Here is a 23933-nt window from a genome sequence, read left to right on the forward strand (position 1 = left end):
CTGGGATTGGTCATGCGCGTATTATTGGCTCCGATGGAGGGCGTTCTCGACTCTTTGGTGCGTGAATTACTCACCGAAGTGAACGACTACGATCTGTGCATCACCGAATTTTTGCGCGTGGTCGATCAGCTGCTGCCGGCCAAGTCGTTCTACCGGCTGTGCCCGGAGCTGCGTCACGCCAGCCGCACGCCGTCGGGCACGCTGGTGCGGGTACAGCTGCTGGGGCAGTACCCGCAGTGGCTGGCGGAGAACGCCGCGCGCGCGGTGGAATTGGGCTCTTACGGCGTCGATCTCAACTGCGGCTGCCCGTCCAAGCTGGTGAACGGCAGCGGCGGCGGGGCGACGCTGCTCAAAGATCCGGAATTGATCTACCAGGGCGCCAAAGCGATGCGCGCGGCGGTGCCGGCCCATCTGCCGGTCACGGTGAAGGTGCGTCTGGGCTGGGATTCCTCCAGCCGCAGCTTTGAAATCGCCGATGCGGTGCAGCAGGCGGGCGCCAGCGAACTGACGGTGCACGGCCGCACCAAAGAGGACGGTTACAAGGCGGATCGCATCAACTGGGCGGCGATCGGTGAGATCCGTCAGCGGCTGAGCATCCCGGTTGTCGCCAACGGCGAGATCTGGGATTACCAGAGCGCGCAGGATTGCCTGCAGGCGACCGGCTGCGACGCCATCATGCTGGGGCGCGGCGCGCTCAACGTGCCGAACCTGAGCCGGGTGGTGAAGTATAACGAACCGCGTATGCCCTGGCCGCAGGTGGTTGAGCTGCTGCAAAAATACGTCCATCTGGAAAAGCAGGGCGACACCGGCCTGTATCACGTGGCGCGCATCAAACAGTGGCTGGGCTATTTGCGTAAAGAATATGACGAAGCTACCGAACTGTTCAGCGAAATACGCGCGCTGACGACGTCAGGGGATATTGCGCGTGTCATCTGCCGCAGCTAAAAATAAACCCGCGCTCGGCGGGTTTATTTAAATATGTATTATCAGGCGGCTTTATCAAGACGATTTAATTCTATCTCGATATCCTGAATGGTTTTTTCCAGCCCTTCCAGGCAGGCGCCCTGTTTATTCAACAGGTCGTTAATGGCTTCGGCGAACGCCTTATTTTTGCATTCCCCCTGATCGAAGGCCAGCCAGTGTGCGGAGAGCGTCTCGGTATTCGCCTGCGCATAGTGGCGCATTTCCTTCAGCTGGGAAGCGACGTTGCGTAAATTATCCAGCTGCGCCTGTGCGTTTGCATTGTTGCTCATGAATTTCTCCTTGAGTTGGCCGTTAAATAATTTCGACTGCGGGATTAAGCTTACCCTATCTAAATAAAAATATCACCCTGGGTGGCCTGAATGGTTATTTTGTTGTGAGTGTGGGTGTGTTTATTATTCGGCTGAACAAGGACTTGGGTAGAATTGTAAAAATAGATAAATACGGTATTTTTGGCGGTTATTTACGGCCATCACACGCGAGATGGCCGTTATTCTAACGCTTAAGGGTGATGCTTATTATGCCGCATCCGCCAGCATAAACATGCCGTAGGGGTGAATTTCCAGATAATACTGCTCGCCGACGTTCGGCTGCAGGCGGGTGGCGTTAACCTGCAGCAAAATCTGCTGCCCGTGCCATGCCACCGTCACCTCATACTGCGGCCCCATGTAGGCGACATGTTGGATCACGCAGCGCTGGCTTTCATCGCCATGCTCACTCAACGTGATCGCCTCCGGTCGCACGCCCACCGTGCCGGCGCCTTCGGCGGCAAAGTGCGCGGGGCGCGGCAGGCGGTAGCCGCTGATATCGACATGATCGGCACTGAAGCCGGCCGGGAACAGGTTGGCGTCCCCCATAAAGCTCGCCATAAAGCGCGACGCCGGCTGCCGATAGAGATCCTGCGGCGAGCCCATCTGCATGATATGGCCCTTGTTCATCACCAGCACGGTGTCGGAGACCGCGAAAGCCTCGCTCTGATCGTGGGTAACGTACAGCGAAGTGATATCAAACTGCTTTTGCAGCTCGCGGATCTTTTCGCGCATGCTGCGGCGCAGGTTGGCGTCGAGATTGCTCAACGGCTCGTCGAACAGCAGCACTTTCGGCTTGAGGATCAGCGCGCGCGCCAGCGCCACGCGCTGCTGTTGACCGCCGGAGATCTGATCGACATAGCGATCGTCGAACCCCGCCAGATCCACCATCGCCAGCGCTTCCTGCACGCGCGCTTTCACTTCGGCGCGCGGAATGCCGAGCATCTTCAGCCCATAGCCGACGTTCTCCCCCAGCGACATATGCGGGAACAGGGCATAAGACTGAAACACCATGCAGATGTCACGCTGCTGGATGGAACGATGGGTAACGTCTTCACCATCAATGAATATCTGCCCGTCGCTCGGTTTCTCCAGCCCGGCCACCAGGCGCAAAATGGTGGTCTTGCCGCAGCCGGAAGGGCCGAGCAGCGTCACCATTTGCCCCCGTGGGATGGTGAGCGTGATGTTATCGATTACCGTGTTGCTGCCGAACCGTTTGGAGACGTTACGCAGTTCAACGAAATTTTTCTGGCTCATCATGGGCTCCATTACGCCTGGTTTTTGGCTTTTGAACGGGAGATGCGTGCCTCGCCGATCAGCCAGTCAAAGAGGAAAATAATCGCCAGCATCACCACGATCAGAATTGAACCGTAGGCGATCGCTACGCCGTATTCGCCGTCTTCCACGCGGTTGAGGATGTAGGCGGTGGCCACGCGGGTATCGGGGGTGACCAGGAAGACGATGGCGCTGACGGTAGTGATGGCGCGCACGAAGCTGTAGATCAGCGCCGACAGGATCGCCGGGCGCAGCAGCGGCAGCAGGATGTGCGTGATGGTGCGCAGCGAGCCGGCGCGCAGGCTGAGCGAGGCTTCGTCCAGCGATTTGTCTATCTGGCCCAGCCCGGCGATCCCGGCGCGAATGCCTACCGGCACGTTGCGCATCACCATCGAGATAATCACGATGGCGGCCGTCCCGGTGAGGTACACCGGCGCGCTGTTGAAGGCGAGAATGTAAGAGACGCCGGCCACGGTGCCCGGCACCGCAAAGCACAGCATGGTGGTGAACTCGATGGTCTTTTTGCCCTTGAACTGCTGGCGCACCACGATCCAGGCGATCAGCAGACCGAACGCGGCGGTGATCGGCGCGGCGATCCCGGCGTACAGCAGCGTGTCGAGCAGCGAAGGCCACGCGCCGTCGCTCATGCCCTGGCCGAACAGCTTGATGAAGTTATCCAGCGTCAGCGTGTAGTCCACTCCCCAGTTGACGGTGAAGCTGCCGTAGAAAATGCTGCCGTAAAGCAGGGCATTAAAGGCTACCCACACCGCCAGCAACGCGATCACGCCCCACACCAGCGTGACCGGCAGCGGCTGTACGTCGCCGCGGTAGGATTTGCCGGACACGGTGACGTAGGAACGCTTGCCGATCCACAGGTACTGGATGCAGAACACTAGCAGCGAGAACAGCAGCAGGAAGGCGCCGAGGGTGCTGGCGGCCTGATAGTCGAGCTGCGAGCCGGTGATGTAGAAATAGATTTGCGTCGCCAGCACGTCGAAGTTGCCGCCGAGCACCAGCGGGTTGCTGAAGTCGGCCAGCGATTGCACCACCACGATCAGAAACGCGTTGGCCAGCGCCGGTTTCAGCAGCGGCACGAACACGCCGTTAAAGGTTTGCCAACGGCTGGCGCGCAGGGTGTAGGAGGCCTCTTCCAGCGAAGGATGAATGGTCTTGATCGCGCCGTCGAGGATCATGAACGCCATCGGCGTGAACGCCAGCACCTGCGCCAGCCAGATGCCGGTAAAACCGTACAGCCAGTTGGTGTTGGTCAGGCCGAACCAGGCCACCATCCACTCGGTGACGTAGCCGGAACGCCCCATCATCAGCGTGACGCCCAGGCCGACGACGAACGGCGGCGTGACGATGGGCAGGATGGAGAAGATGCGGCCGATAATGGCGCTGCGCTTGGCGATGCGGGTGGTGTAAATCGCCAGCACCAGGCCGAAGAAGGTGCAGCCGGCACCCACCGCGATCGACAGGGCGATGGAGTTGAGGATCACCTGAACGATATGCGCCTGCGACAGCACGTTCATAAACGCCAGCGGCGCGAATGCCCCCGTCTGGTCGGTGAACATCGGAATGAAAATCGCGATGCTCGGCCAGACGATGAAGACGCCGATCAGCGCTACGATGGTGACCAGCGCACCGATAACGAAACGGTCGCCGCCCAGCCAGTCGAGGCGGGTCAGCGCTAGCGTCATGATGGCGCCCAGCGCGGTCAATTGCACCAGGGTGGCGTAGCCTAAGCCGCGTCCCGCCACCGTGGCGCTGACGACGATAAAGGCCATGCACAGCAGCGCCCAGCCGGCATCGAACGCGTGGCGACGCCGCTGCTCACGGCCCGCCGCAGCGTAAGGACGCAGCAGCAGCAGGCTCGGCAGCAGGCACCAAAGCCAGCTGATATTGCGGTGTGACCAGCCGTAGGCCGCGAGGATTTCATCGCTGGTGGATTCCAGCAGGCCGTAATCCAGGCTCCAGCTCGGCAGCAGGGCGAACGCCAGCCAGCCAAGCAAAACCCAAAGGAATATCGCATCTCGTTTTTTCACGAGATGGAGTGCATGTGTATGTGACATAAGTTTCCCGGATGTTCAGGCCGGGTAAGGCGTGAAGCTTACCCGGCAACAGGCGCAGAATGTGGGTTTATTTACCCATCTTGACTTCGCTGACCCATTTATTGATCAGCGCCTTGCGGACCTCGGTCGAGCCGTACTTGTCCATGTCGTAGTTGATCAGTTTCAGATCGTCGAGCTTCAGCGAGTTCGGCGAGGTATCGGCGGTGGTGTTGGTCAGGATCTGATAGGATTTGCCTTTCTTCCACGCCAGCTCCTGCGCCTCTTTCGACAGCACCCAGTCCACGAACAGTTTGGCGTTATCGAGGTTGCGCGCGCCTTTGAGGATGCTGACGCCGCCGATTTCGTAGCCGGTGCCTTCACACGGCGAGATCAGCTCAAGCGGCGCGCCCTGTTCTTTTTCGAGCGAGTAGTCATGCAGGAAACCGATGCCGATCGCCGTTTCACCGCGGGCGGCGTTGCGCGCCGGGGCAATGCCGGACTTGGTGTACTGCGAAACGTTGGCGTTCAGCTGCTTGAGGTAATCGAACGCCTGATCGTCTCCCCACAGTTGGGCAAAGGTCGCCAGCGCGGTGTAGGCGGTGCCGGAACTTTGCGGATCGGCGATTTGAATCTCGCCTTTGTATTCCGGTTTGGTCAGGTCTTTCCAGCACTTGGGCACCGGCAGGTTTTTCTCTTTCAGGCGCTGGGTATTGACGCCAAAGCCGAGAATGCCGACGTAGACCGCCGAGGAGTAGTTGCCTTTCAGCTTGGCTGGATCGCGGAATTGCGTCATGACTTGTTCGAGGTTGGGCGATTTGTACGGTTGCAGCAGCCCCATTTCACCGGCCTGGGATTGCGGATCGAGCGTGCCGCCGTACCAGACGTCCGCCTGCGGGTTCTTCTTCTCGGCGTCCACTTTTGCCAGCGTGCTGCCGGAACCGTTGCGGATAAACGCGGTTTTCACGTCATATTTCTCGCCGAAGGCTTTGGTTTCCGCTTCGCACATTTCATTGGTGGCGCTGCAGTAAACCACCAGGCGGCCCTTGGCGTGCGCGGCGCCGCTCAGCGTGGCCAACGCGATGCCGGATGCTATCAGGGTAGTGACCCACGTTTTTTTCATTGTTTTATCCTTCTCTCGGTAGAGGTGGTAACGCTCGCCATCAGCAGCGGCATCAGCAATAAACCCATAAGAACGGCGGCGATCGACAGCAAACTGAACATGCCTGACCAGCCATAGCCTTCGATAACCCGCGACAGCGGCCAGCCCGCCAGCGCCGCCCCCAGATAGGCGAACAGGCCGAGAAAGCCGGTGATGGAGCCCGCGGCGCCTTTGTGCCCGCATTCCACGGCGGCGAGGCCAATCAGCATCTGTGGGCCGAAGACAAAGAAGCCCACCGCGAAAAAACAGCCCGCCAGCAGCGCGTAGTGATGCACCGGCGCCAGCCACAGCGCGGCGACGGAAACCATCAGCCCGAGCGTGAACAGCAAAATCATCGGCGCGCGCTGCCCGCCGAACAGCACATCCGAACCCCAGCCGGCGAACAGCGCACCGAGCAGGCCGCCTATCTCGAACAGCATCACCGTCGCATTGGCGCTGAGCAGGTTGACGCCGTGGCTTTCCGTCAGCCACAGGTTGCCCCAGTCGTTCAACGCGATGCGGATCAGGTAGACCAGCACGTAAGAGACGCCGAGCAGCCAGATCATCGGGTTCTTCAGCATCGTGGTGCGCAACATCTGCCACAGCCCCATCGGCGGGCTTTGCTGTTCCTGGCGCAGCTCCAGCGGATCGTGGCGCCACTGGCCGACCGACGGCAGGCCTTCTTCCTGCGGCGTGCCTGTCAGCTGCCGCGTGAGCCAGATGCCCAGTACCATGCTGACGGCCCCCGGGATCAACATCGCCGCCTGCCAGCCCCAGCGCTGGGCGGCGAAGGCGCTGATCAACGGCACGATCGCGCCGCCGAGGTTGATCGACATATTCCAGCAGCCCCACCAGAAGCCACGCTCATTGCGCGAATACCAGTGGGTCAGCAGCCGCGCGCAGGGCGGCCAGCCCCAGCCCTGAAAGAAGCCGTTCAGCGCCCAGACCGCCAGCAGCAGCGTCAGCGATTCGCCGAAGGCGAACGCCACGTTCAGCAAACCGGTGGCGAACAGGCCGATCCCCATAAACCCGCGCTGCCCATGGCCGTCGTGCCACAACCCGGCGGCGAATTTCGACAGGCCGTAGCTCAGATAAAACAGCGAGCCGAGCAGGCCAATGTCCCCTTTATCCAGCCCCAAATCCGTTTGCAGCGCCGGCAGCACGTAATTCACGCTTTTGCGCGTCAGGTAAAAGGCGGCGTACCCGATGACCATATACAGCAGCAGTCGCGGGCGCAGCGCGCGGTAACGATGATCGATTTCAGATGCCGAGCGTGCTTGCATAGCCGCCTCCCTGGTGCTGACTATAAGAAGGTGAAAGGGAAAGGGGATGAGAGAAAGTCCGGAGTGGCTAAGACTTTTTCCTAGTTAGTCGGCGGTTTGTTGCAAATTTGTGGGCAGGTTAACAATTACCCGGGTGCCGCGCTGCGTTTCCAGCGTCAGTTCGCCGCCGAGTGCGCTGACCCGTTCGCGCATCCCCTGAATGCCGAAGCCAGGCTCCTTGTCCGCACGGATGCCGATGCCGTTGTCCCGCACCTCGAGGTGCAAAAGCTCACCCTGTTGATACAAGACGATGGCGACTTCGCTGGCTTCGGCGTGTTTGCACACGTTGTTGAGCAGCTCTTGCAGCAGCCGGTAGAGGGTGAAGCGCACCGTCTCGCCGGCGGGCGTGTCGATGAGTCGGTAGTCGAAATGGCAACGGATGCCCCGTTCGCTAAAGGCGAATTCATTCAGCAGGTGGTGAAGCGCGTCTTTGAACGCCAGCTCGTCCAGCGCGGGCGGGCGAAGCTGGCGCAGCAGCTGGCGCGTGGAGTGATGAATGCGCCGGGCGAGATCGGCTATCTGGTTCGCGGCGGCCTGGGTTTGCGCCGGATCGCGCGCCCGCTTGACCAGCTGCGACTGGATTTGAATCGCGGTGATGTTCTGGCCGATTTCATCGTGCAGCTCGCGCGCCAGGTTTTTTCGCGTGTCTTCTTCGGTGTGGATCAGTTTTTCGGTCAGCGCCCGCCGCGCCGCCAGCTCTTCTTCCAGGCGTCGGCGATAATGGTGCAGGTTTTGCGCCAGGTGTTGCTGGCGGCTGATGGCGATGCCCAGGCCGATGCCGAGCAGCGCCTGCGTCGCCAGAAAGATTTCCAGCTCGACCAGATTGCCGAACCCCACGCCGACCTGCCGGGCGAGGGTGATCATCATGCTGCCGAGCAGGCCGGACAACACGCCGCCCTGCCAACCGAACTTCCACGCCATCACCACGTTCGGCAAAAACACCACGATCAGCAGCAGGCGCTCGATTTCCGGCGATAGCACCATCTGCGTACCGATGCCGATAACGAAAAACAGGCTGCACCAGATGATTAAGGAGGCGCGCAGCGGCGGATTGGTGGTGTCCAGCCCCAGCAGGTGGTAACGGTGCTGTTGGCGCAGAAATTCAAAGATCAGGTAGACGAACGGGGTCAGCAAAACGCCGCCGGTAAACGACGCCAGGCCGAGCAACATCGCCGGGCTGTGCGCGAAAGGCGACAGCAGGGCGGTATTGAGCAGCGAGGCGGCGGTCACGGTAGCCAGCAGCAGCGTCAGCCGCTGCCAGTAGAGCGGAAAACGGCGCCAGAATCGCTGCGCGAGCGCGGCCGGGAGCAGGGTGATGAACGGCGCGGCCAGCAGGCCGTAGCCGCTCAGCAGGCGTTCGCCGTGCAGCCAGAACAGCAGCAGCACCGGCGGTATTATCAGAGCGGGCCAATAGCGGCGCGCCAGCAAGATCAGCAGCGCGAGATAGACGCCGTGAGACAGAAACAGCGCTGCCTGATTGCCGTTGTGGGTCAGATAGAAGCCGAGCGTCCACAGCATCAGCCAGCCACTGCCCCAGGCCAACAGGATAAACAGCGAGATAACCCAGCGCCGTGAGCGGAGTGACATCAATGCCCCGCCAGCAGCTGATGTTCGAGGGCGAAATGCACCAGCTCAATGGTGCTGTTGCACTGCAGCTTGCCCAGGACGTTGGCGCGATGTACGTGTACCGTTTTATGGCTGAGATCGAGCTTGAAAGCGATCTCCTTTACGCTATCACCTCTGACCAGCAGATCGAATATTTCACGCTCGCGCGGGGTCAGCACTTCCAGCGCCGTGGCCGGCTGCTCGCCGCCGCGCAGCGCCCGCAGCGCGTCGGCGCACAGGTAATGGCCGCCCATCTCGACGGAGCGCACCGCCTGCACCAGTTCTTCCGGCCCGCAGCGTTTGGTCAGATAGCCGCTGGCGCCGGCGTCCAGCGCACTCTGCACGAAGGTGGGTGAGTCATAGATGCTGAGGATGATTGCGCGGAACTGCGGCTTCTGCGCCCGCAGGCGTTTCAACAGGCTCAGGCCGTTTTCATCCGGCATGGCGATGTCCATCACCGCGACGCTGACGTCGTCGCGCAGCAATGCCGGCCAGGCCGCCGCCGCGCTGCTGTATTGCCCCACCACGTCGATATCGTCCTCGAGGCTGAGCAATTGCGCAAAGCCGGAGCGCACCACCACATGGTCATCCACCAGTATCACACGGATCATTTTCGCACTCTGTTGCCGAATCATGACCCTATGATGCCTGCCGCCGCGGTGCTGGCAATCAGCCAAGCGCGGTTATGCAATCGATGTAACAGAATCGTAATAAAAGGGCGCCACCGGCGTCGTCAACGATCCAAATCGATGGCGAAATGCTGCCACAGCGCGGCGCGGCGTTCCTCTTCCGAATGCAGCGTCGTTTCGTGGCGCTGGTGATCTTCGGTCACGATCAGCTTCATGTCGCTGAGGGTCACCCGGCCGTGCTCCGTCGGCCGTGAGCACACCAGGCGTTGGGTGAAATGCGACTGCGGCGAAGTGCTGTGGAAGTGGCACATCTCGTCGAACTCAGGCAATTCACGCGGCTGAACGGTAAAGCGATACAGGGTTTTGGCATGCGAGCGTTGGTCGCCGTTGCGGCGCTCCAGCAGGTAATACTCACCTTCCTGCTCCAGGTGGAAGGTGCCGCTGGCCTGCGGTTGCGGCTCGGCGGCGACGATTTTGAGCGGCGTCAGGAAGGAATCGCCGAAACCGACATCCACCAGCCAGGCCTGGCCCGCCAGATCCACCCGCAGCGCCAGATGGTCGTAGGGCGGGCCGAAATGGCCGTCGCGCGCGCGGATCTCGCCGGAGATGAAGCTCACCTTGAAACCGATCTCCCGCAGCAGCAGGGCGAACAGCGTGTTCAGCTCATAGCAGAAACCGCCGCGGTTACGCTCGACCACCTTGCTGAACAGCGTTTCGGGCGCCAGCTGAATGCCCTGATGATAAATAATGCTCAGGTTCTCGAACGGGACGCTCAGCATGTGGCGATGGTGCAGCTGTTGCAACGTGGGGAGGTCAGGGCGGGCGGTGCCGGCAAAGCCGATATGCTGCAGGTAGCGTTGGGTATCCACAGGGTGTCTCGCATGAGAAAAAGTAGGCATAAAATAGCGGGCTTTGCGGCGTTTGTGAGCGCATTACGTGCTGCGCTGTCGCTGCTGCCGCAAACTGTCACTTGCCGGCGCTAGCCTGTTCCCCTGAGTTCAACGTTGCAGGAGAACGGCTATGCAAGATTTCAAACATCGGGTGGCGCTGGTGACCGGCGCGTCCACCGGCATTGGCGAAGCGATCGCCGGCGAGCTGTTTCGGCGCGGCGCCACGGTGGTGATGACCGGCCGCCACGCAGTGCCTCTCGCCGCCGCCGCCGCGCGGCTCGATCCCGACGGCCGACGGGTGATGACGTTGCGGATGGACGTGCGCGATGCGCCGTCGGTGCGGCAGGGTATTGAAGAGATCGTGCGGCGCTGCGGCGCGCTGCATCTACTGGTCAACAACGCCGGGATCACCGGCCCGCACGAGGTGGATATCGATCGGTACGCGGTCGACGATTGGCACGAGGTGATCGCCACCTGCCTGAGCGGCACGTTTTTCGGCATGAAGTACGGCCTGCCGGCGATCGTCGCCGGCGGCGGCGGGGCGGTGGTGAACCTCTCTTCCGCCAACGGCGTGGTGGGCATTGCCGGGATCGCACCTTATACCGCCGCCAAGCATGGCGTGCTGGGCCTGACACGCTCGGCGGCGCTGGAATTCGCCACGCGCGGCGTGCGCGTTAATGCCGTCGGGCCGGGCTATGTGGATACGCCAGCGATGGGGAAACTGCCAGCGTCGGCGCGGGCGCAGATGGCCGCTTCGCACCCGATGGGGAGGATGGCGACGCGGGAAGAGGTGGCGAAAACGGTGGCTTTCCTGCTTTCGGACGACAGCAGTTTCACCACCGGCGCGTTTTACAGCATCGACGGCGGTTATACCGCGCGTTAATGGCAAACAGGCCCCTGACGGGGCCCGTTCGGTTACCAGGATTTACGCGGGTTGCGGGAGACGATGTCGATCTTTTGACACAACAGTTGGGTGATGTCCACCGAGGTGGGCTGAGCGGCGCTGCCGACAAAGTTTTTCAGCACGATGGCGATGCGGGCATAATTGACATAGCCCTCAGGCAACGGCAAATATTCCGACGAGTTAAGCGCAGTGATGCGATCCGAGGTCATCGTTGCCGAAGCGGCCGGCGTTACCGTGCCGGTGCGCCCCCACTGGCAAGCTTTTTCAAGTAGGGTAGTGACGCCGGCATCGCCATTCAGGACATACTTGCCTTGGTAAGTGCCGATGGTGACATCAAGGCTGCTCTGGCCTTTCAGGTTTGCCAGCGTGGCGCGCCACAGTACCAGATCGTTTTTCGCGATTGGGAAGTAGATCTCGACGCGTTTGTCCGTTGTCGTCGCCGTTTTGGTGGTGGCGGTCAGCACGCCGTTTTGCAGCGTCACCGCCAGATCGGCGGTCTCCGTTTGCGAGAGGCGTGCGCCGCCGAAGGTATAGACGTTATTCAATGCCAGCGCGCCGCTCTCTTTCCAGCTCGGCTCCGGCAGATGGTTGACGCCATCGCCCAGATAGAGCAGGCGCCACATGTTGATGTAGCCGGGCGCGACGATCTTTTTCATCTCAATATGGTTGTTGGACCAGCCTTTTTTAATGTCGGCGTTCACCAGATCGAAACCGTCGATATAACATTTTCCGCTCAGATCGCTGGACTTATCGAAGAAGAAATACTCGACGTATTGGTAGGGCACGTTGCTGCCGGCATCGGTGTTGTTGGTCATCACGCTGTGCCATTGGCTGTCTTTGATTTTTACCGTACCGCCGTTGTTGCTGGTAAAGACCGGCCGGTAGTTGCGGCAATTGGCGTTGCCCCATTCGAAGTGGCAATTTTTGAAGTCCAGCGTGCCGCCCTTAAGGTCGAACAAACCATAGTCGGTATTGGCCAACTGTTCGGTTTCATTGCTAAAGCCGCTGTAGTCGAATGAACAATCGCGGAAGGCCAAGGCATGCACCCCCTGATAATAGTTTCTGCTGTCGCCGAACAGGCATTTGTAGAAGACGATTTTTTCGCCGGCGTTAGCGGTGGTTTCAGACCAGATCGGCCAGAAGCAGCCGCGCACCATGATGCTATGCCAGCTCTGAATATAGGCGTTATTGCCAAAGACGATGCCTTTATACAGGTTGGTCAGCCAGACGTTTTGCACCAGCAGTTGGCAGGCCGGCAGGCCGTGCATGTTTGAGGCATCGCTGTAGACGCACAGGCCGCGCAGGTTGGCCGCCGCGCCAGGGGCACCCACGATGCGCAGGTTATAAATCGCCGGCGCTCCCAGCGAATATTGCACGCGTACGCACTCGATGTTGGTGGCGCCGCTGAAGTCCAGAATGGTGCCCTTAAAATCGACGGCGTTTTTCCACAGCTTCAGGTTCGCGGTGGTTTTACAAGAGCGAACGCCGCCGGGGCCAACCAGAGTAATCCCCGCCGGGGTCGTTGGGATAGGCAACTGCCACCACTCTTCGCCTTTGACCTGCAAGAAGTTGCACGCGCGGGTAATGGTCAGCGAGTAATCCAGTTCATCGCCCGGCAGGTGCCACCAATCGATGCTGTAATCGCCGTCATTGATGATGCGCTTCCAGCGGCGGTTTTGCGCGTCGACGAGCAGGGTGACGCCGTTGTCCTGGCTGGTGGTATCCGCATCGTCTCGGGTAAATACGCCGTGATGGTAGCGGTTTTCGAGCATCACCGCGGTTTCGCTACCGGCATAGCTGCGCAGGTTGGCGTAATCATTTAATGAAATCATGGAATAGCCCTCGTTTTGGACAATAAGAGGCCGATGCAATATGGCGATTGCAGGGGCGGCGGCATAGGGAAATGACATTGTGGCCGAAGGGCGAATCGGTTCGCGATCCCGGTCGGCAGAGATAAATTAACAGGCTGAGGTGAGAGGCTTAAGCGTTCAGGGTTGTGCCTGACGCCAGCAAACATCGCCGCCGGGGTTCAGGTTTGGTCTGTAGATACGAGGGTTTGCAACCAGGCCAGAAACGCCGCTGCGCCGGGTTTTTCCAGCGTGCGCGGCGGGTAAACTACGTAGTAGGGTTTGCTGAGCCGCAGCGCCGGTTCGGCCAGGGTGACCAGCTGGCCTTCCGCCAGTTCACGGGCGATCAGCCGCCGCTGGCCGAGCAGCACCCCGCGCCCTTGCACGGCGGCGTCGATGGCCAGTGACGTCAGGTTATAGGTTAGCCCGCGCCGCGGCGGCGGCGGCCGATCGGCGGCGGTGAACCACTCGTGCCAGCCCGGCAAAAACTGGCTCTCCTTGCCCCAATCGACGTGGATCAGCGGCAGCTGCGTCCAGTCGCCGCACTCGCGCAGCGCCGGGCTGCACACCGGCTGCACCCAATCCTGAAACAGCTGCACCTTTTCCAGCAGCGGGTAATCCTGATCGCCGAAGCACAGGGCGAAATCCGCCGCCGAATGGGCGAAATCGACCGCCGCATGGGTGGCGTGCAGCCGCAAATCGCCGTCGGGGCACTGCGCCAGCCAGTCGCCCAGCGCCGGATTCAGCCATTTAGACGCCAGCGCCGGCAGGGCGAACACCGTCAGCGCCTGTTTGCCGCGCTGGCGTTCGACGTGCTGCTGCGCCACGCGTAGCGTTTCGAACGCCTCCTGCACGTAGGCCAGGTAGTCCGCGCCCTGTTCGGTCAGCGTGACGCCGCTTTTGGCGCGAATGAACAGCGTGATGCCCAGATGCTGTTCGAGCTGGCGGATTTGCTGGCTGACGGCGGCGGCGGTCAGCGCCAGCACATCCGCCGCACGGGCCAGGCTGCCGGTGCGAGCGGCGGTTTCGAACGCCAGAATGGCGCTCAGCTTGGGCAGGCGAGCACGGGACGGTGGCGGCATGGGCAGGACTATCGCTAAGAATTCGTTAGCTTATCCATAACGTATTTTTGTTATGGCGGCAATGCGCCATTCGCTACAGTGAGAAGCATCCGGCTATCGCACACGAGGGGAACGTCATGCCGCAACTTGCCGATATTATCGATCTGTCCGCCCATCCCATCGACGACGCCGCATTCCGCGCCCGTTGCAGGCAAACGCTGGCGCGCGCCGGCGCGCTGGTGCTGCCGGGATTTCTGCGCCCCGCCGCGCTGGCGACGGTAAGGCTGGAAGGTGCCGAACAGCACCACGCGGCGTTTTACGCCAGCAGCAAACACAACGTGTATCTACGGCCGCAGGACGACGCGCTGCCGGCCGACCATGCGCGCAACCGGCTGGTGGTGTCATCCAAGGGCTGCATTACCGACGAGGATATCCCATCGCAGTCGCCGCTGCGTGCGCTGTACGATGCTCCGGCGTTTCGCGAGTTTCTCTGCGCGGTGTTGGATGAGGCGCAGCTGTATCCCTACGCCGATCGGCTGTCGTCGATCAACCTGCATTACGCCCACACCGGTCAGGAACTGGGCTGGCATTTTGACAACTCCTCATTCGCCATCACGCTGCTGATCCAGAAACCGCAGGGGGGCGGCCGTTTCGAATACGTGGAGAACCTGCGCGACGCCGACCGCGGCGAGATGAACTATGCCGGGGTCACGCAGGTGCTGGACGGTGAGCGGGCGGTCAAACAGCTGGCGATGGAGGAGGGGGATTTAGTGCTGTTTCGCGGGCGCAACGCCATGCACCGGGTGACGCCGACCGAAGGCGACACCACGCGCATGCTGGTGGTGCTGGCCTACAATGCGCAGCCGGATGTCATGCTGTCGGAAAGCGCCAGAATGACGTTTTACGGCCGGTTATAGCGGATAAAAAAACCGCCCCGGAGGGCGGTTTGTCGATTCAGTGCGGGTTCTGCTCTTCGTGAGCCTGCTGCTCCCGCTTCACTTCCTGCGCGCGCTTGCGCAGGCCGAACCAGCCCAGCGTCAGCAGCACCGCCAGCACCGGAATGGTGGCGATGGTCCAGGTGCCGTTCGGATAATCGAACGCCATCATCACCACGACGACCAGCAGGAACGCCAGTGTCAGCCAGGAGGTGAACGGCGCGCCCGGCATTCTGAACGATACCGGCTGCGCACGGCCTTCGCGCACGGCTTTGCGCAGGCGCATCTGGCAAACGATGATAAACGCCCAGGAGGCGATGATGCCCAGCGAAGCGATGTTTAGCACGATCTCGAAAACCCGCGACGGCACCAGGTAGTTGAGCACCACGCCGATCACGTAGATGCCGCAGGTAACCAGGATGCCGGCGTAAGGCACCTGCTGGCTGCTCATTTTAGCCATCAGCTTCGGCGCGGAGCCGCCCATCGCCAGTGAACGCAGGATGCGGCCGGTGGAATAGAGGCCGGAGTTGAGGCTGGACAGCGCGGCGGTCAACACCACGATGTTCATGATGGTGCCGATGTAAGGCACGCCCAGCTTGCTGAAGAAGGTCACGAACGGGCTTTGGCCTGCCTGATAGGCGTTCCACGGCAGCAGCAGCACCAGCAGCACCACGGAGCCGACGTAGAACAGACCGATACGCCAGATCACGCTGTTGATCGCTTTGGGCATCATTTTAGCCGGATCTTTACACTCGCCGGCGGCGGTGCCGATAAGCTCGATGCCGGCGAAGGCGAAGATCACCCCTTGCACCAGCACCAGCGCCGGCAGCAGGCCGTGCGGGAACATGCCGCCGTTTTCGGTGATCAGGTGCATGCCGGTGGTGTGGCCGGCGACCGGGGTGCCGGTGCCGAGGAAGACGACGCCGACAATCAGGAACAGCGCGATAGCGACGACCTTGATCAGCGCGAACCAGAACTCCATCTCGGCGAACCACTTCACGCCGATCATGTTCATGGTGGCGACGATGCCGAGCGCGCCGAGGGCAAACAGCCACTGCGGCACGTCGGCAAAGGTGCCCCAGTAGTGCATATATAGCGCCACCGCGGTGATGTCGACGATGCCGGTCATCGCCCAGTTGAGGAAATACATCCAGCCGGCGACGTAAGAGGCTTTCTCACCGAGAAACTCGCGGGCGTAAGAAACGAAGCTGCCGCTGGAAGGGCGATGCAGCACCAGTTCGCCCAGCGCGCGCAGGATGAAGAAAGAGAAAATCCCGCACACCAGGTAGACCAGCGCCAGCGCCGGCCCGGCCAACTCGAGACGGCCGCCGGTACCGAGGAACAAGCCGGTACCGATGGAGCCACCGATGGCGATCATTTGGATTTGCCGGTTGCCCATGCTTTTGTGATAACCGGATTCATGAGAGTCTAGCCAGCGTCTTCTGGCGGCGTGTTTGTCATCCGCCGACTTTTTTTGTGAGTGCATTATCCGTCCTGTTTACCTGTCTATGATGAACTCCGCTCTGAGCTGCAGAGCAAACGATTGCCATTAACAATCGTAATGAGAATGAGGTCGTGGCATCATTCCGCTGTTTATTGTGTATACAGCCGCCATTAAATAACGGCGTGGCATGCTACCGTTTCCCGATAAATGTGGCAAAAAAACCTGCGTACAAAGTGTGAACAATGGTGTGTATTTTTTAAACTGAAAACAAAAGCGCATATTATTCAGTAAGATGAGTCTCATTATCAACACGGAAATATCGAACGATAAAAGTGATTGAAATCACAGAATAATAATTACCGTGCAAATTAAAGGGATTTGGAGGTTATTTGGCGTGAGGGGGGAAGGCGGGCGGAAAATAAAGCGATGGCGCCTGCGCGGCAATGAGCGTGCGCAGGCGAATCGGACGAGGAGCAGGCTTAGGCGGATTCACCGGCCGGCAGAGCCGAAGCCGGCAGGCCGAACAGCTTGTCGAACGCCCAGTTAAACAGGAAGGTGTAGCAAGGAATGATGACGATCAGCGCCATATCCAGCAGCAGCGCCTGCCACAGCGTGATGCCCATCCACCAGGCGATCAGCGGGATCAGATACACCACCAGCGTCAGCTGAAAGCCGACGGCGTGCAAAATGCGGCGTTTGAGCGTGCGGGTGCGCGACACCTGGCGGCTTTCCCACCACTCGAATAAATAGTTGTAAATAAAGTTCCAGCTTACCGCGATGGTGGTGATCACCACCGCCAGCGGCCCGGTGCTGCTTGGCGCATGGCCCGACAGCAGCGCCAGCCCCAGCGCCGAGATCGCCATGCCGATGATTTCATAAGCGGTGACATACACCAGTTTGCGTTTGACGCCTTGCATCGTTTTCTCCCTATCTGTTTTTAGTTGCCTCTGTGGCGACGGCGGCTAAGATAACGTCAATCACATTGATAGAAAAAGTCAGGAGCTGTCAGTTTTTCTGACAGGTTGAGCGATGAATTTTTCCAGCGACAACATCGAACTGTTTTTGGCGGTGCTCGACCGCGGCTCATTTTCCGCCGCCGCCCGCGCGTTGCGGCGCGTACCGTCTGCGGTCAGCATGGGCATCGCCAACATGGAGGCGGAGCTCGGTTTCGCCTTGTTCGACCGTTCTCACCGCGAACCGACGCCGACCGCGCTGGCGCTGGCCCTGGCGCCGCACGCCCGCCTGATCGCCGGGCAGCTCAAGCAGCTGCAGGTGCACGCCATCGAGCTATCCCAGGGGCTGGAGAGCCGGCTTTCGATCGGCGTGGCGTCGGATATTAACGGCGCCGGCCTGCTGGCGGCGGTGAAAACGCTGTCGCAGCGTTATCCGCTGCTGAACATTGAAGTGCTCAGCGCGCCGCAGGACGACGTGCTGCACATGCTGCATCAGGAGCGCATCGGCGTTTGTCTGGCGTTCGGCGGGCTGAACGTCAACAGCGCGGAACAGTTTCACTTCGTCGGCGCGGAATCGCTGGTGGCGATGCTGTCGCCGCAGCATCCGGCGCTGGACGGCGCGGCGGGTGAGCTGTTTCTCGAAGATCTGGTCAACGTGCGGCAGATCATGGTGGCCAGCCGCGATCTGCCGATCGGCGATCTGCGTCCGCAGGTGGCGGAGGCGTATTGGCGCACCGACAGCCTACCGATGGCGCTGAACATGGTGGAGGCGGGGCTGGGGTGGGGAAATTTCCCGCTGTCGCTGGCCGAGCCGCTGCTGGCGCAGGGGCGGCTGGTGCGGCTGAAATTCAAAAATACCAAGAACGAACTGCGCTTGCCGATGCATTTGATCTGGCTGAAGAACCGCCCGTTGGACAAGGCGGCGCGCGAGCTGGTCGAGCTGATGCGCACGGCGCCGCAGGAAAGCTGACGCCCGCTGCGTTTGCTTACTCCGGGTGGCGTTTACGCCACCAGAAACGCACCAGCAGGATGGCGGCGATCGCCAGCGCGACAAACAGCAGGCCGGAGAGTTTTTTGTCGAAGCCGGTAACGAAGCGTTCGATCGCCTGGCCACCAAAATAACCGAGCATGACGAAGATCGTCGCCCATAAAATAGCGCCGAGGATATTGAGCGGTACGAAGCGCGACGGCGGCAGGCGGCTGGCGCCGATCAGCACCGGGCCGATGATGCGGAAACCGTACATAAAGCGCACCCCGATAACGAACAGCATCGGGTGGCGAGCGATCAGCCTTCTGGCGCGCGCGATGCGCTTTTCCTGTCCCTTGAGCCGCGAGATGACGCGGCCTTCAAACCGGCGGCCGGCGAAGTACAGCAACTGGTCTCCCATCATGCCGCCCAGCGCCACCACCGCGATCACCCACGGCCAGTGCAGCAGCCCTTCGTGGGCGGCGATGCCGCCCAGCAGCGTGATGGTCTCCCCTTCCGCCAGGCAGCCGATAAACAACGCCCAGTAACCGTAGTCCGTAATGTAGTGGGCCAAATCGGTCATTCCTTACTCCTTATGTGGCTGACGCATAAGGGCAAGTATACGCCCGATCGCTAGCCTTGGGCGATTTGGGCCACCAACGCTCTGCGCCGCGCCAGGCTTTCCGCCATTTGTGCCTGTACCTTGGCGTAAATGTGCGGCGGGGCCAGTTCCGGCGTGCCGCCCTCGAACGGCGGGGCCGGGGCGTATTCCAGATAAAGTTGGATCGTCTGAGCGGTGTCTTCGCCGTGCAGTTCGGCGATCAGCGCCAGCGCGAAATCGATGCCGGCGGTGACGCCGCCGCCGCTGATTACGTTGCCGTCGCGTTCTACGCGAGCAGCGCTGGGTATGGCGCCGAACAGCTTCAGGCTATCGCGCATAGACCAGTGGCAGGCGGCGCGTTTACCCAGCAATAACCCGGCGGCGGCTAGGATCAGCGAACCGGTACACACCGAGGTCAGGTAGCGAGCATCGGTGCCCAGCCGACGGATTTGCCGCATGAATGCTTCATCCTGTAATGCCTGGGTGCAGCCGCTGCCGCCCGGCACGCACAGCACGTCGCAGCGCGCGATCTCCGGCAGCGGGCGCAGCTGAGTGAAGTGCAAGCCTTCCGATTCGACATCCGCGCCGTCTACCGAAGCGACGATGATTTCCGCGCCCGGCATGCGGCGCAGAAACTGCAGCGGGCCGGTGAAGTCGAGTTGGGTGACGCCTTGATAGATGGGAAATACAATCACGAGTGGTTCAGACATGACATTCGCCTCATTTTTATCGTTGGACCTGGGCCATAATAGCCGCCCTGTTTTTGGCTGATATGACAGATAACCCTCAAAAAGCGCCATCATGAAAACGATCGGTTTTGTGGTCTTTCCCGGTTTCAACCTGCTGGACTTTGCCGGCCCGCTGGCGGCGTTCGATAACGTCAACCAGTTTACCGATCCGCCGGCCTACCGCTGCGTGGCGATTTCGCCGCAGGGTGGCATGGTCGCCAGCTCGGCCGGGGTGGAGATCGCCACGCAGCCATGCGGCGACGAGCGTTTCGATACGCTGGTGGTGGCTGGCGGCAGCGGCAACGTGATGGCGGCGCAGTCACCGGCGCTGACGGGGTTCCTGACAACCCACAGCCGGCGTGCGCGCCGCATCGCCAGCGTGTGCACCGGCGCGTTTATTCTGGCGGCCTGCGGCTTGCTGGACGGCAAGCGCGCCACCACCCACTGGTATCACGCGGCGCGATTGCAGCAGAGTTATCCGCGTATCCGTGTCGACAGCAACCGCATTTTCATTCGCGATGGCGATATCTGGACCTCGGCCGGCATCAGTGCCGGCATCGATCTGGCGTTGGCGCTGATCGAAGACGATCTGGGCGCCACCCTGGCGGCGGCCGTGGCGCGGCAGCTGGTGGTCTACCACCGACGCCCCGGCGGGCAGTCGCAGTACTCGCTGCTGCTGGCGCTGAATCCGTCGTCGGATCGCATGCGTGCAGCGCTGTCGTTCGCGCGCGAACATTTGCACTTGCCGCTGTCGGTAGCGGATCTGGCTGACGCCGCCTGCCTGAGCGAGCGTCAGTTCGGCCGGCTGTTCCGCGCCGAAACCGGGCAGACGCCGGCCAAGGTGATCGAGCAGCTGCGGGTAGAGGCGGCCAGGGTACGCGTCGAAGAGAGCGCCGAGCCGCTGGAGGCGATCGCCCGTTCGGTGGGGTTCAGCGATCCAGAACGCATGAGACGGGCGTTTATCCGCGTCTTTGGCCTGTCGCCGCAGGCGATCCGCCGGCTCGGCCGCGCGGGATAATTTTTTGCCACGCCTGGCGGCGGGGCACATCAGAGGAGCAACGGATGTATCAGGACTTTGAGAGCGAATTGAGCTGGGCGACGCGTCATATGCCGCGCACCCGGGCGGCGATGGCGGCGTTGCCGGACCTGCACGGGGTGCGGCTGGCGTGCAACATGCACCTGGATTTGAAAATGGCGCCGCTGGTGGCCGGCCTGCTGGACAAGGGTGCGGCGATCTTCCTGACCACCTGCAATCCCACCACGGTGCAGGACGATGTGGTGGCCTGGCTGGAACGGCGGGGCGCGCAGGCCTATGCCTGGCGTGACATGAGCGCCGGCGAATGGTCGGAATCTTTCGACCGCGCGCTGGCCTGGCGGCCGACCCACCTGTGCGAAATGGGGGCGGATCTGACCACCCGTCTGCACCAGTCGCCGGGTGGCCCGCAGATCGTCGCCGGGCTGGAGGCCACCGGCTCGGGCATCAGCCGGTTGAACGGCGTGGCGCCGCGCTATCCGATCTTCAACTGGGACGATCTGCCGGTGAAAGAAGGGCTGCACAATCGGCATATGGTTGGGCTGACCGCCTGGCATACCTTCTTCCAGACCACCCATTTGACGCTGCACGAGAAGCGTGTGCTGGTGATCGGTTACGGCCTGGTCGGGCAGGGGACGGCAGCGGCGGCCAGGGCCTACGGTGGCCAGGTGATGGTGGCGGAAATCGATCCGGCGCGCGCGCTGCAGGCGCGTTATGACGGCTGGCAGGTGGTGGATCTGGCGAGCGCGATCGCGCAGGCGGACGTGATCGCCACCGCGACCGGCGCGAAAAACGTGCTCTCGGCGCAGCATCTGCAACAGGCGCAGGACGGCGTGTTTATCCTCAACGTCGGCCACGTGGCGGAAGAGATCGACGTCGGCTTCCTCAAGGGCTTGCCGCACCACGAGCCGATGCCTTATGTGAACGCTTACCAACTGAATGAAAAGACGGTCTATTTGCTGGCCAATGGCTCGATGTTCAACCTGACCGCCGGCTATGGCGACAGCCTCAACGCCTTCGACGTGACGCTGGCGGTGATGGCGGCCGGCATCGGCCATATCGTCGGCGCCGGGGCGCGGCAAACGCCGGGGCTGTACCTGCTGCCTCAGTCGGCCTGGCAGCCGGCGCTGTAACTTTTTCTACGCGGGCGTTCATCCCAGAGCGCCCGCGGGCTGCGTCGTTTTTCGGCCGACAGAATTTGTCACAAATCCGCCATACAATCCCAGTGCCAAGCGCTGAACCCTCACATATAATTCGCTGAGTTCAAGCCCCCATTTCAGAGTAATGCCTGTGAAAATACGTGTTTTGGTTCTGACCCTGCTCGCTTTGCAGGCGGGCGCAGGCTTTGCGCCGCGCGCGCTGGCCAGCGACAACGCCGCCGTACACGCCACCCAGCCGGAGCTGGCCTCCGGCAGCGCGATGGTTGTCGATATGCAAACCCATAAGGTGATGTACGCGCGCAACCCGGATGAAGTGGTGCCGATCGCCTCGATCACCAAGCTGATGACCGCCATGGTCACGCTGGACGCGCACCTGCCGCTCGACGAGATGCTGTCAGTGGACATCCACCAGACGCCGGAGATGAAAGGGGTGTATTCGCGGGTACGGCTGAACAGCGAAATCAGCCGCAAGGACATGCTGCTGCTCGCGCTGATGTCGTCGGAAAACCGCGCGGCCGCCAGCCTGGCGCACCACTATCCGGGGGGCTACAACGCCTTCATCAAAGCGATGAACGCCAAGGCCAGGGCGCTCGGCATGACCAATACCCATTATGTGGAACCGACCGGGCTCTCTATTCATAACGTGTCGACGGCGCGCGATCTGACCAAGCTGCTGATCGCCACCAAACAATACCCGTTGATCGGCCAGCTCAGCACCACCACCGAGCGCATGGCCAGCTTCAAAGACCCGAACTACACGCTGCCGTTCCGCAACACCAACCACCTGGTGTACAACCCGAAATGGAACATCCAGCTGACCAAGACCGGCTTCACCAACCAGGCGGGCCACTGCCTGGCGATGCGCACCATGATCGGTAACCGCTCGGTGTCGCTGGTGGTGCTGGACGCCTTCGGCAAATATACCCACTTCGCCGACGCCAACCGGCTGCGCAGCTGGATCGAAACCGGCAAGGTGACGCCGATCCCGGCCGCCGCCCGCGACTATCGTCGCCAAAAAGACGCCAGCTTGGCGAAAAACGCCACCGAATGACCCGCCTGGCGGCCTGCTCATTTGCAGCAGGCCGCTATCGGCCCTCGGGCCGCCTGATGACAAATCCCCGCTCGCGATCGCCGTCGAAACCTGCTTTGAGATAAAGCTGGTGCGCGCCGGTGCGTTGCTGCCCCGACAGCAGCATCACCTTGTAACAGCCCTTGCGCCAGGCCAGCTGCAGCGCGTATTCGATCATCGCGAGCGCCACGCCGTGGCCGCGATAGGGCTCCGCCGTCACCACATGCTCAATAACACCGAACGGCTGCGCCTGGTGTGCCAGCCCCGGGATCAGCGCCAGCATGCAGGTGGCGATCGGGTGATCTTCTTTCGCCGCCACCACCAGACGGATCGCCGGATCGTCCAACAGGCGTTGCAGGGTTCGGCGCGCATCGTCGGCGCGCAGCGGCGCGTCCTGCGGGCGCAGCTCGCGATACAAGGCTAACAGGCCGTTGAGATCGTCCGGCTGCGCCAGGCGATGAATGATGCTCATGGTTGCTCCTTTCCGCCGCTTCAACGGTAATCCGCTATCCTCCATTAATACCACAACGTTTGCCGGAGGGGATGTTATGAGTCAGGTTTCGACCTTTGTCATGTTCCAGGGAGAGGCGCAGCGGGCGATCGATCTCTACAGCCAGGTGTTCGAGCGTTTTCGGCTCATGCAGGTACAGCATTACGACCCGACGCCGGACGGCCGGCGATTGATCAAGCATGCTGCCATCGATTTCGATCGGCAGAACCTGGTGTTTATCGACAGCCCGATCAGCCATGACTTTAGCTTCACCCCGGCGGTGTCGCTGTTCATCAACCTGCCTAACGAAGAAGCGTTGGAGCGGGCGTTCCACCGGCTGGCGGAGGGCGGCAAGGTGCTGATGCCGCTCGATGACTACGGCTTCAGCGCCCGTTTCGGCTGGCTCAACGATCGTTTCGGCCTTTCCTGGCAGCTCAATGTGCCGGCGGGCGATCTGCCCTGACGCTAAGGGAGAATGTGCAAAAGAATGGTAATTACTGCTGTTATTTCATATTGTTATAACCATTTTGGCGAGGAGCTTT

General features: G+C 61.3%; 23 protein-coding genes. 8 read left to right on the forward strand and 15 right to left on the reverse strand.

Features of this window, described 5'->3' with window-relative positions; translation table 11 throughout:
• Positions 1-12 precede the first annotated feature (12 nt).
• On the forward strand, positions 13-945 hold the full coding sequence (dusC, locus tag ACJ8IL_RS05070; RefSeq protein WP_197769989.1) for a tRNA dihydrouridine(16) synthase DusC: 933 nt from the start codon (positions 13-15) through the stop codon (positions 943-945).
• A gap of 41 nt (positions 946-986) precedes the next feature.
• Here the strand turns inward: dusC and ACJ8IL_RS05075 are convergent, their stop codons facing one another.
• The 8 genes from ACJ8IL_RS05075 to ACJ8IL_RS05110 form a co-directional block, all read right to left on the reverse strand.
• Positions 987-1253 (reverse strand): hypothetical protein, encoded by a 267-nt coding sequence (locus tag ACJ8IL_RS05075; protein ID WP_004939738.1) that lies wholly within the window; start codon positions 1251-1253, stop codon positions 987-989.
• 246 nt (positions 1254-1499) lie between these two features.
• A complete protein-coding gene (gene fbpC / locus ACJ8IL_RS05080) occupies positions 1500-2546 on the reverse strand; it encodes a ferric ABC transporter ATP-binding protein (RefSeq protein ID WP_141999220.1) in 1047 nt (348 codons plus the stop codon).
• 11 nt (positions 2547-2557) lie between these two features.
• The gene (locus ACJ8IL_RS05085) at positions 2558-4636 is read right to left on the reverse strand and encodes an ABC transporter permease (RefSeq protein WP_147822925.1); all 2079 of its coding nucleotides are present in this window, start codon (positions 4634-4636) and stop codon (positions 2558-2560) included.
• Between the two features lie 67 nt (positions 4637-4703).
• Complete coding sequence (locus tag ACJ8IL_RS05090) at positions 4704-5735, reverse strand: ABC transporter substrate-binding protein (RefSeq protein WP_043136733.1); 1032 nt, start codon at positions 5733-5735, stop codon at positions 4704-4706.
• Positions 5732-7060, reverse strand: coding sequence for an MFS transporter family glucose-6-phosphate receptor UhpC (gene uhpC / locus ACJ8IL_RS05095; RefSeq protein ID WP_227257841.1), 1329 nt, complete (start codon positions 7058-7060; stop codon positions 5732-5734). The genes ACJ8IL_RS05090 and uhpC overlap by 4 nt, the downstream gene beginning before the upstream one ends.
• A 60-nt stretch (positions 7061-7120) precedes the next feature.
• Positions 7121-8662, reverse strand: coding sequence for an MASE1 domain-containing sensor histidine kinase (locus ACJ8IL_RS05100; RefSeq protein WP_060447605.1), 1542 nt, complete (start codon positions 8660-8662; stop codon positions 7121-7123).
• Positions 8662-9291: a response regulator transcription factor gene (locus tag ACJ8IL_RS05105; protein WP_049203928.1), complete on the reverse strand. Its 630-nt coding sequence runs from the start codon at positions 9289-9291 to the stop codon at positions 8662-8664. The genes ACJ8IL_RS05100 and ACJ8IL_RS05105 overlap by 1 nt, the downstream gene beginning before the upstream one ends.
• Positions 9292-9413: 122 nt before the next feature.
• Positions 9414-10178, reverse strand: coding sequence for an arylamine N-acetyltransferase family protein (locus ACJ8IL_RS05110; protein WP_261424254.1), 765 nt, complete (start codon positions 10176-10178; stop codon positions 9414-9416).
• Between the two features lie 151 nt (positions 10179-10329).
• On the opposite strand from ACJ8IL_RS05110, the gene ACJ8IL_RS05115 reads away from it, so the two are divergent.
• Entirely contained in the window at positions 10330-11082 is a 753-nt protein-coding gene (locus ACJ8IL_RS05115; RefSeq protein ID WP_060447604.1) for an SDR family NAD(P)-dependent oxidoreductase, read from the forward strand.
• 32 nt (positions 11083-11114) lie between these two features.
• Here ACJ8IL_RS05115 and ACJ8IL_RS05120 read toward each other — a convergent pair whose 3' ends face one another.
• Both ACJ8IL_RS05120 and ACJ8IL_RS05125 read right to left on the reverse strand, forming a co-directional pair.
• Positions 11115-12935, reverse strand: coding sequence for a hypothetical protein (locus ACJ8IL_RS05120; protein ID WP_265536157.1), 1821 nt, complete (start codon positions 12933-12935; stop codon positions 11115-11117).
• A 197-nt stretch (positions 12936-13132) separates the two neighbouring features.
• Positions 13133-14032, reverse strand: coding sequence for a LysR substrate-binding domain-containing protein (locus ACJ8IL_RS05125; RefSeq protein WP_060432626.1), 900 nt, complete (start codon positions 14030-14032; stop codon positions 13133-13135).
• A 116-nt stretch (positions 14033-14148) separates the two neighbouring features.
• Here ACJ8IL_RS05125 and ACJ8IL_RS05130 point away from each other — a divergent pair, with 116 nt between their 5' ends.
• Positions 14149-14928 carry a HalD/BesD family halogenase gene (locus ACJ8IL_RS05130; protein WP_025301944.1) on the forward strand — a complete coding sequence of 260 codons (780 nt, stop codon included), beginning with the start codon at positions 14149-14151 and terminating at the stop codon, positions 14926-14928.
• A gap of 37 nt (positions 14929-14965) precedes the next feature.
• Here the strand turns inward: ACJ8IL_RS05130 and ansP are convergent, their stop codons facing one another.
• The gene (ansP, locus tag ACJ8IL_RS05135; RefSeq protein WP_025301945.1) at positions 14966-16432 is read right to left on the reverse strand and encodes an L-asparagine permease; all 1467 of its coding nucleotides are present in this window, start codon (positions 16430-16432) and stop codon (positions 14966-14968) included.
• 437 nt (positions 16433-16869) lie between these two features.
• On the reverse strand, positions 16870-17307 hold the full coding sequence (locus tag ACJ8IL_RS05140; RefSeq protein WP_004939694.1) for a PACE efflux transporter: 438 nt from the start codon (positions 17305-17307) through the stop codon (positions 16870-16872).
• Between the two features lie 112 nt (positions 17308-17419).
• Between ACJ8IL_RS05140 and ACJ8IL_RS05145 the strand changes: the two genes are divergently transcribed.
• The gene (locus ACJ8IL_RS05145; RefSeq protein ID WP_025301946.1) at positions 17420-18313 is read left to right on the forward strand and encodes a LysR family transcriptional regulator; all 894 of its coding nucleotides are present in this window, start codon (positions 17420-17422) and stop codon (positions 18311-18313) included.
• 16 nt (positions 18314-18329) lie between these two features.
• Here the strand turns inward: ACJ8IL_RS05145 and ACJ8IL_RS05150 are convergent, their stop codons facing one another.
• Together ACJ8IL_RS05150 and ACJ8IL_RS05155 are read right to left on the reverse strand one after the other, a co-directional pair.
• Complete coding sequence (locus ACJ8IL_RS05150) at positions 18330-18893, reverse strand: DedA family protein (protein ID WP_025301947.1); 564 nt, start codon at positions 18891-18893, stop codon at positions 18330-18332.
• A gap of 50 nt (positions 18894-18943) precedes the next feature.
• The gene (locus tag ACJ8IL_RS05155) at positions 18944-19621 is read right to left on the reverse strand and encodes a DJ-1/PfpI family protein (protein WP_025301948.1); all 678 of its coding nucleotides are present in this window, start codon (positions 19619-19621) and stop codon (positions 18944-18946) included.
• 91 nt (positions 19622-19712) lie between these two features.
• Between ACJ8IL_RS05155 and ACJ8IL_RS05160 the strand changes: the two genes are divergently transcribed.
• The 3 genes from ACJ8IL_RS05160 (at position 19713) to pbpG (ending at position 22883) form a co-directional block, all read left to right on the forward strand.
• On the forward strand, positions 19713-20657 hold the full coding sequence (locus tag ACJ8IL_RS05160; RefSeq protein WP_049203829.1) for a GlxA family transcriptional regulator: 945 nt from the start codon (positions 19713-19715) through the stop codon (positions 20655-20657).
• A 44-nt stretch (positions 20658-20701) separates the two neighbouring features.
• A complete protein-coding gene (locus ACJ8IL_RS05165; RefSeq protein ID WP_025301950.1) occupies positions 20702-21805 on the forward strand; it encodes an adenosylhomocysteinase in 1104 nt (367 codons plus the stop codon).
• Positions 21806-21956: 151 nt separating this feature from the next.
• Entirely contained in the window at positions 21957-22883 is a 927-nt protein-coding gene (gene pbpG / locus ACJ8IL_RS05170; RefSeq protein ID WP_442516377.1) for a D-alanyl-D-alanine endopeptidase, read from the forward strand.
• Positions 22884-22917: 34 nt separating this feature from the next.
• Here pbpG and ACJ8IL_RS05175 read toward each other — a convergent pair whose 3' ends face one another.
• A complete protein-coding gene (locus ACJ8IL_RS05175; protein ID WP_025301952.1) occupies positions 22918-23373 on the reverse strand; it encodes a GNAT family N-acetyltransferase in 456 nt (151 codons plus the stop codon).
• 76 nt (positions 23374-23449) lie between these two features.
• Here ACJ8IL_RS05175 and ACJ8IL_RS05180 point away from each other — a divergent pair, with 76 nt between their 5' ends.
• Positions 23450-23854 carry a VOC family protein gene (locus ACJ8IL_RS05180; protein WP_049203833.1) on the forward strand — a complete coding sequence of 135 codons (405 nt, stop codon included), beginning with the start codon at positions 23450-23452 and terminating at the stop codon, positions 23852-23854.
• Positions 23855-23933 lie beyond the last annotated feature (79 nt).

This window comes from Serratia sp. CY47444, from assembly GCF_052168635.1.
GTDB classification, from domain to species: Bacteria; Pseudomonadota; Gammaproteobacteria; order Enterobacterales; family Enterobacteriaceae; genus Serratia; species Serratia bockelmannii.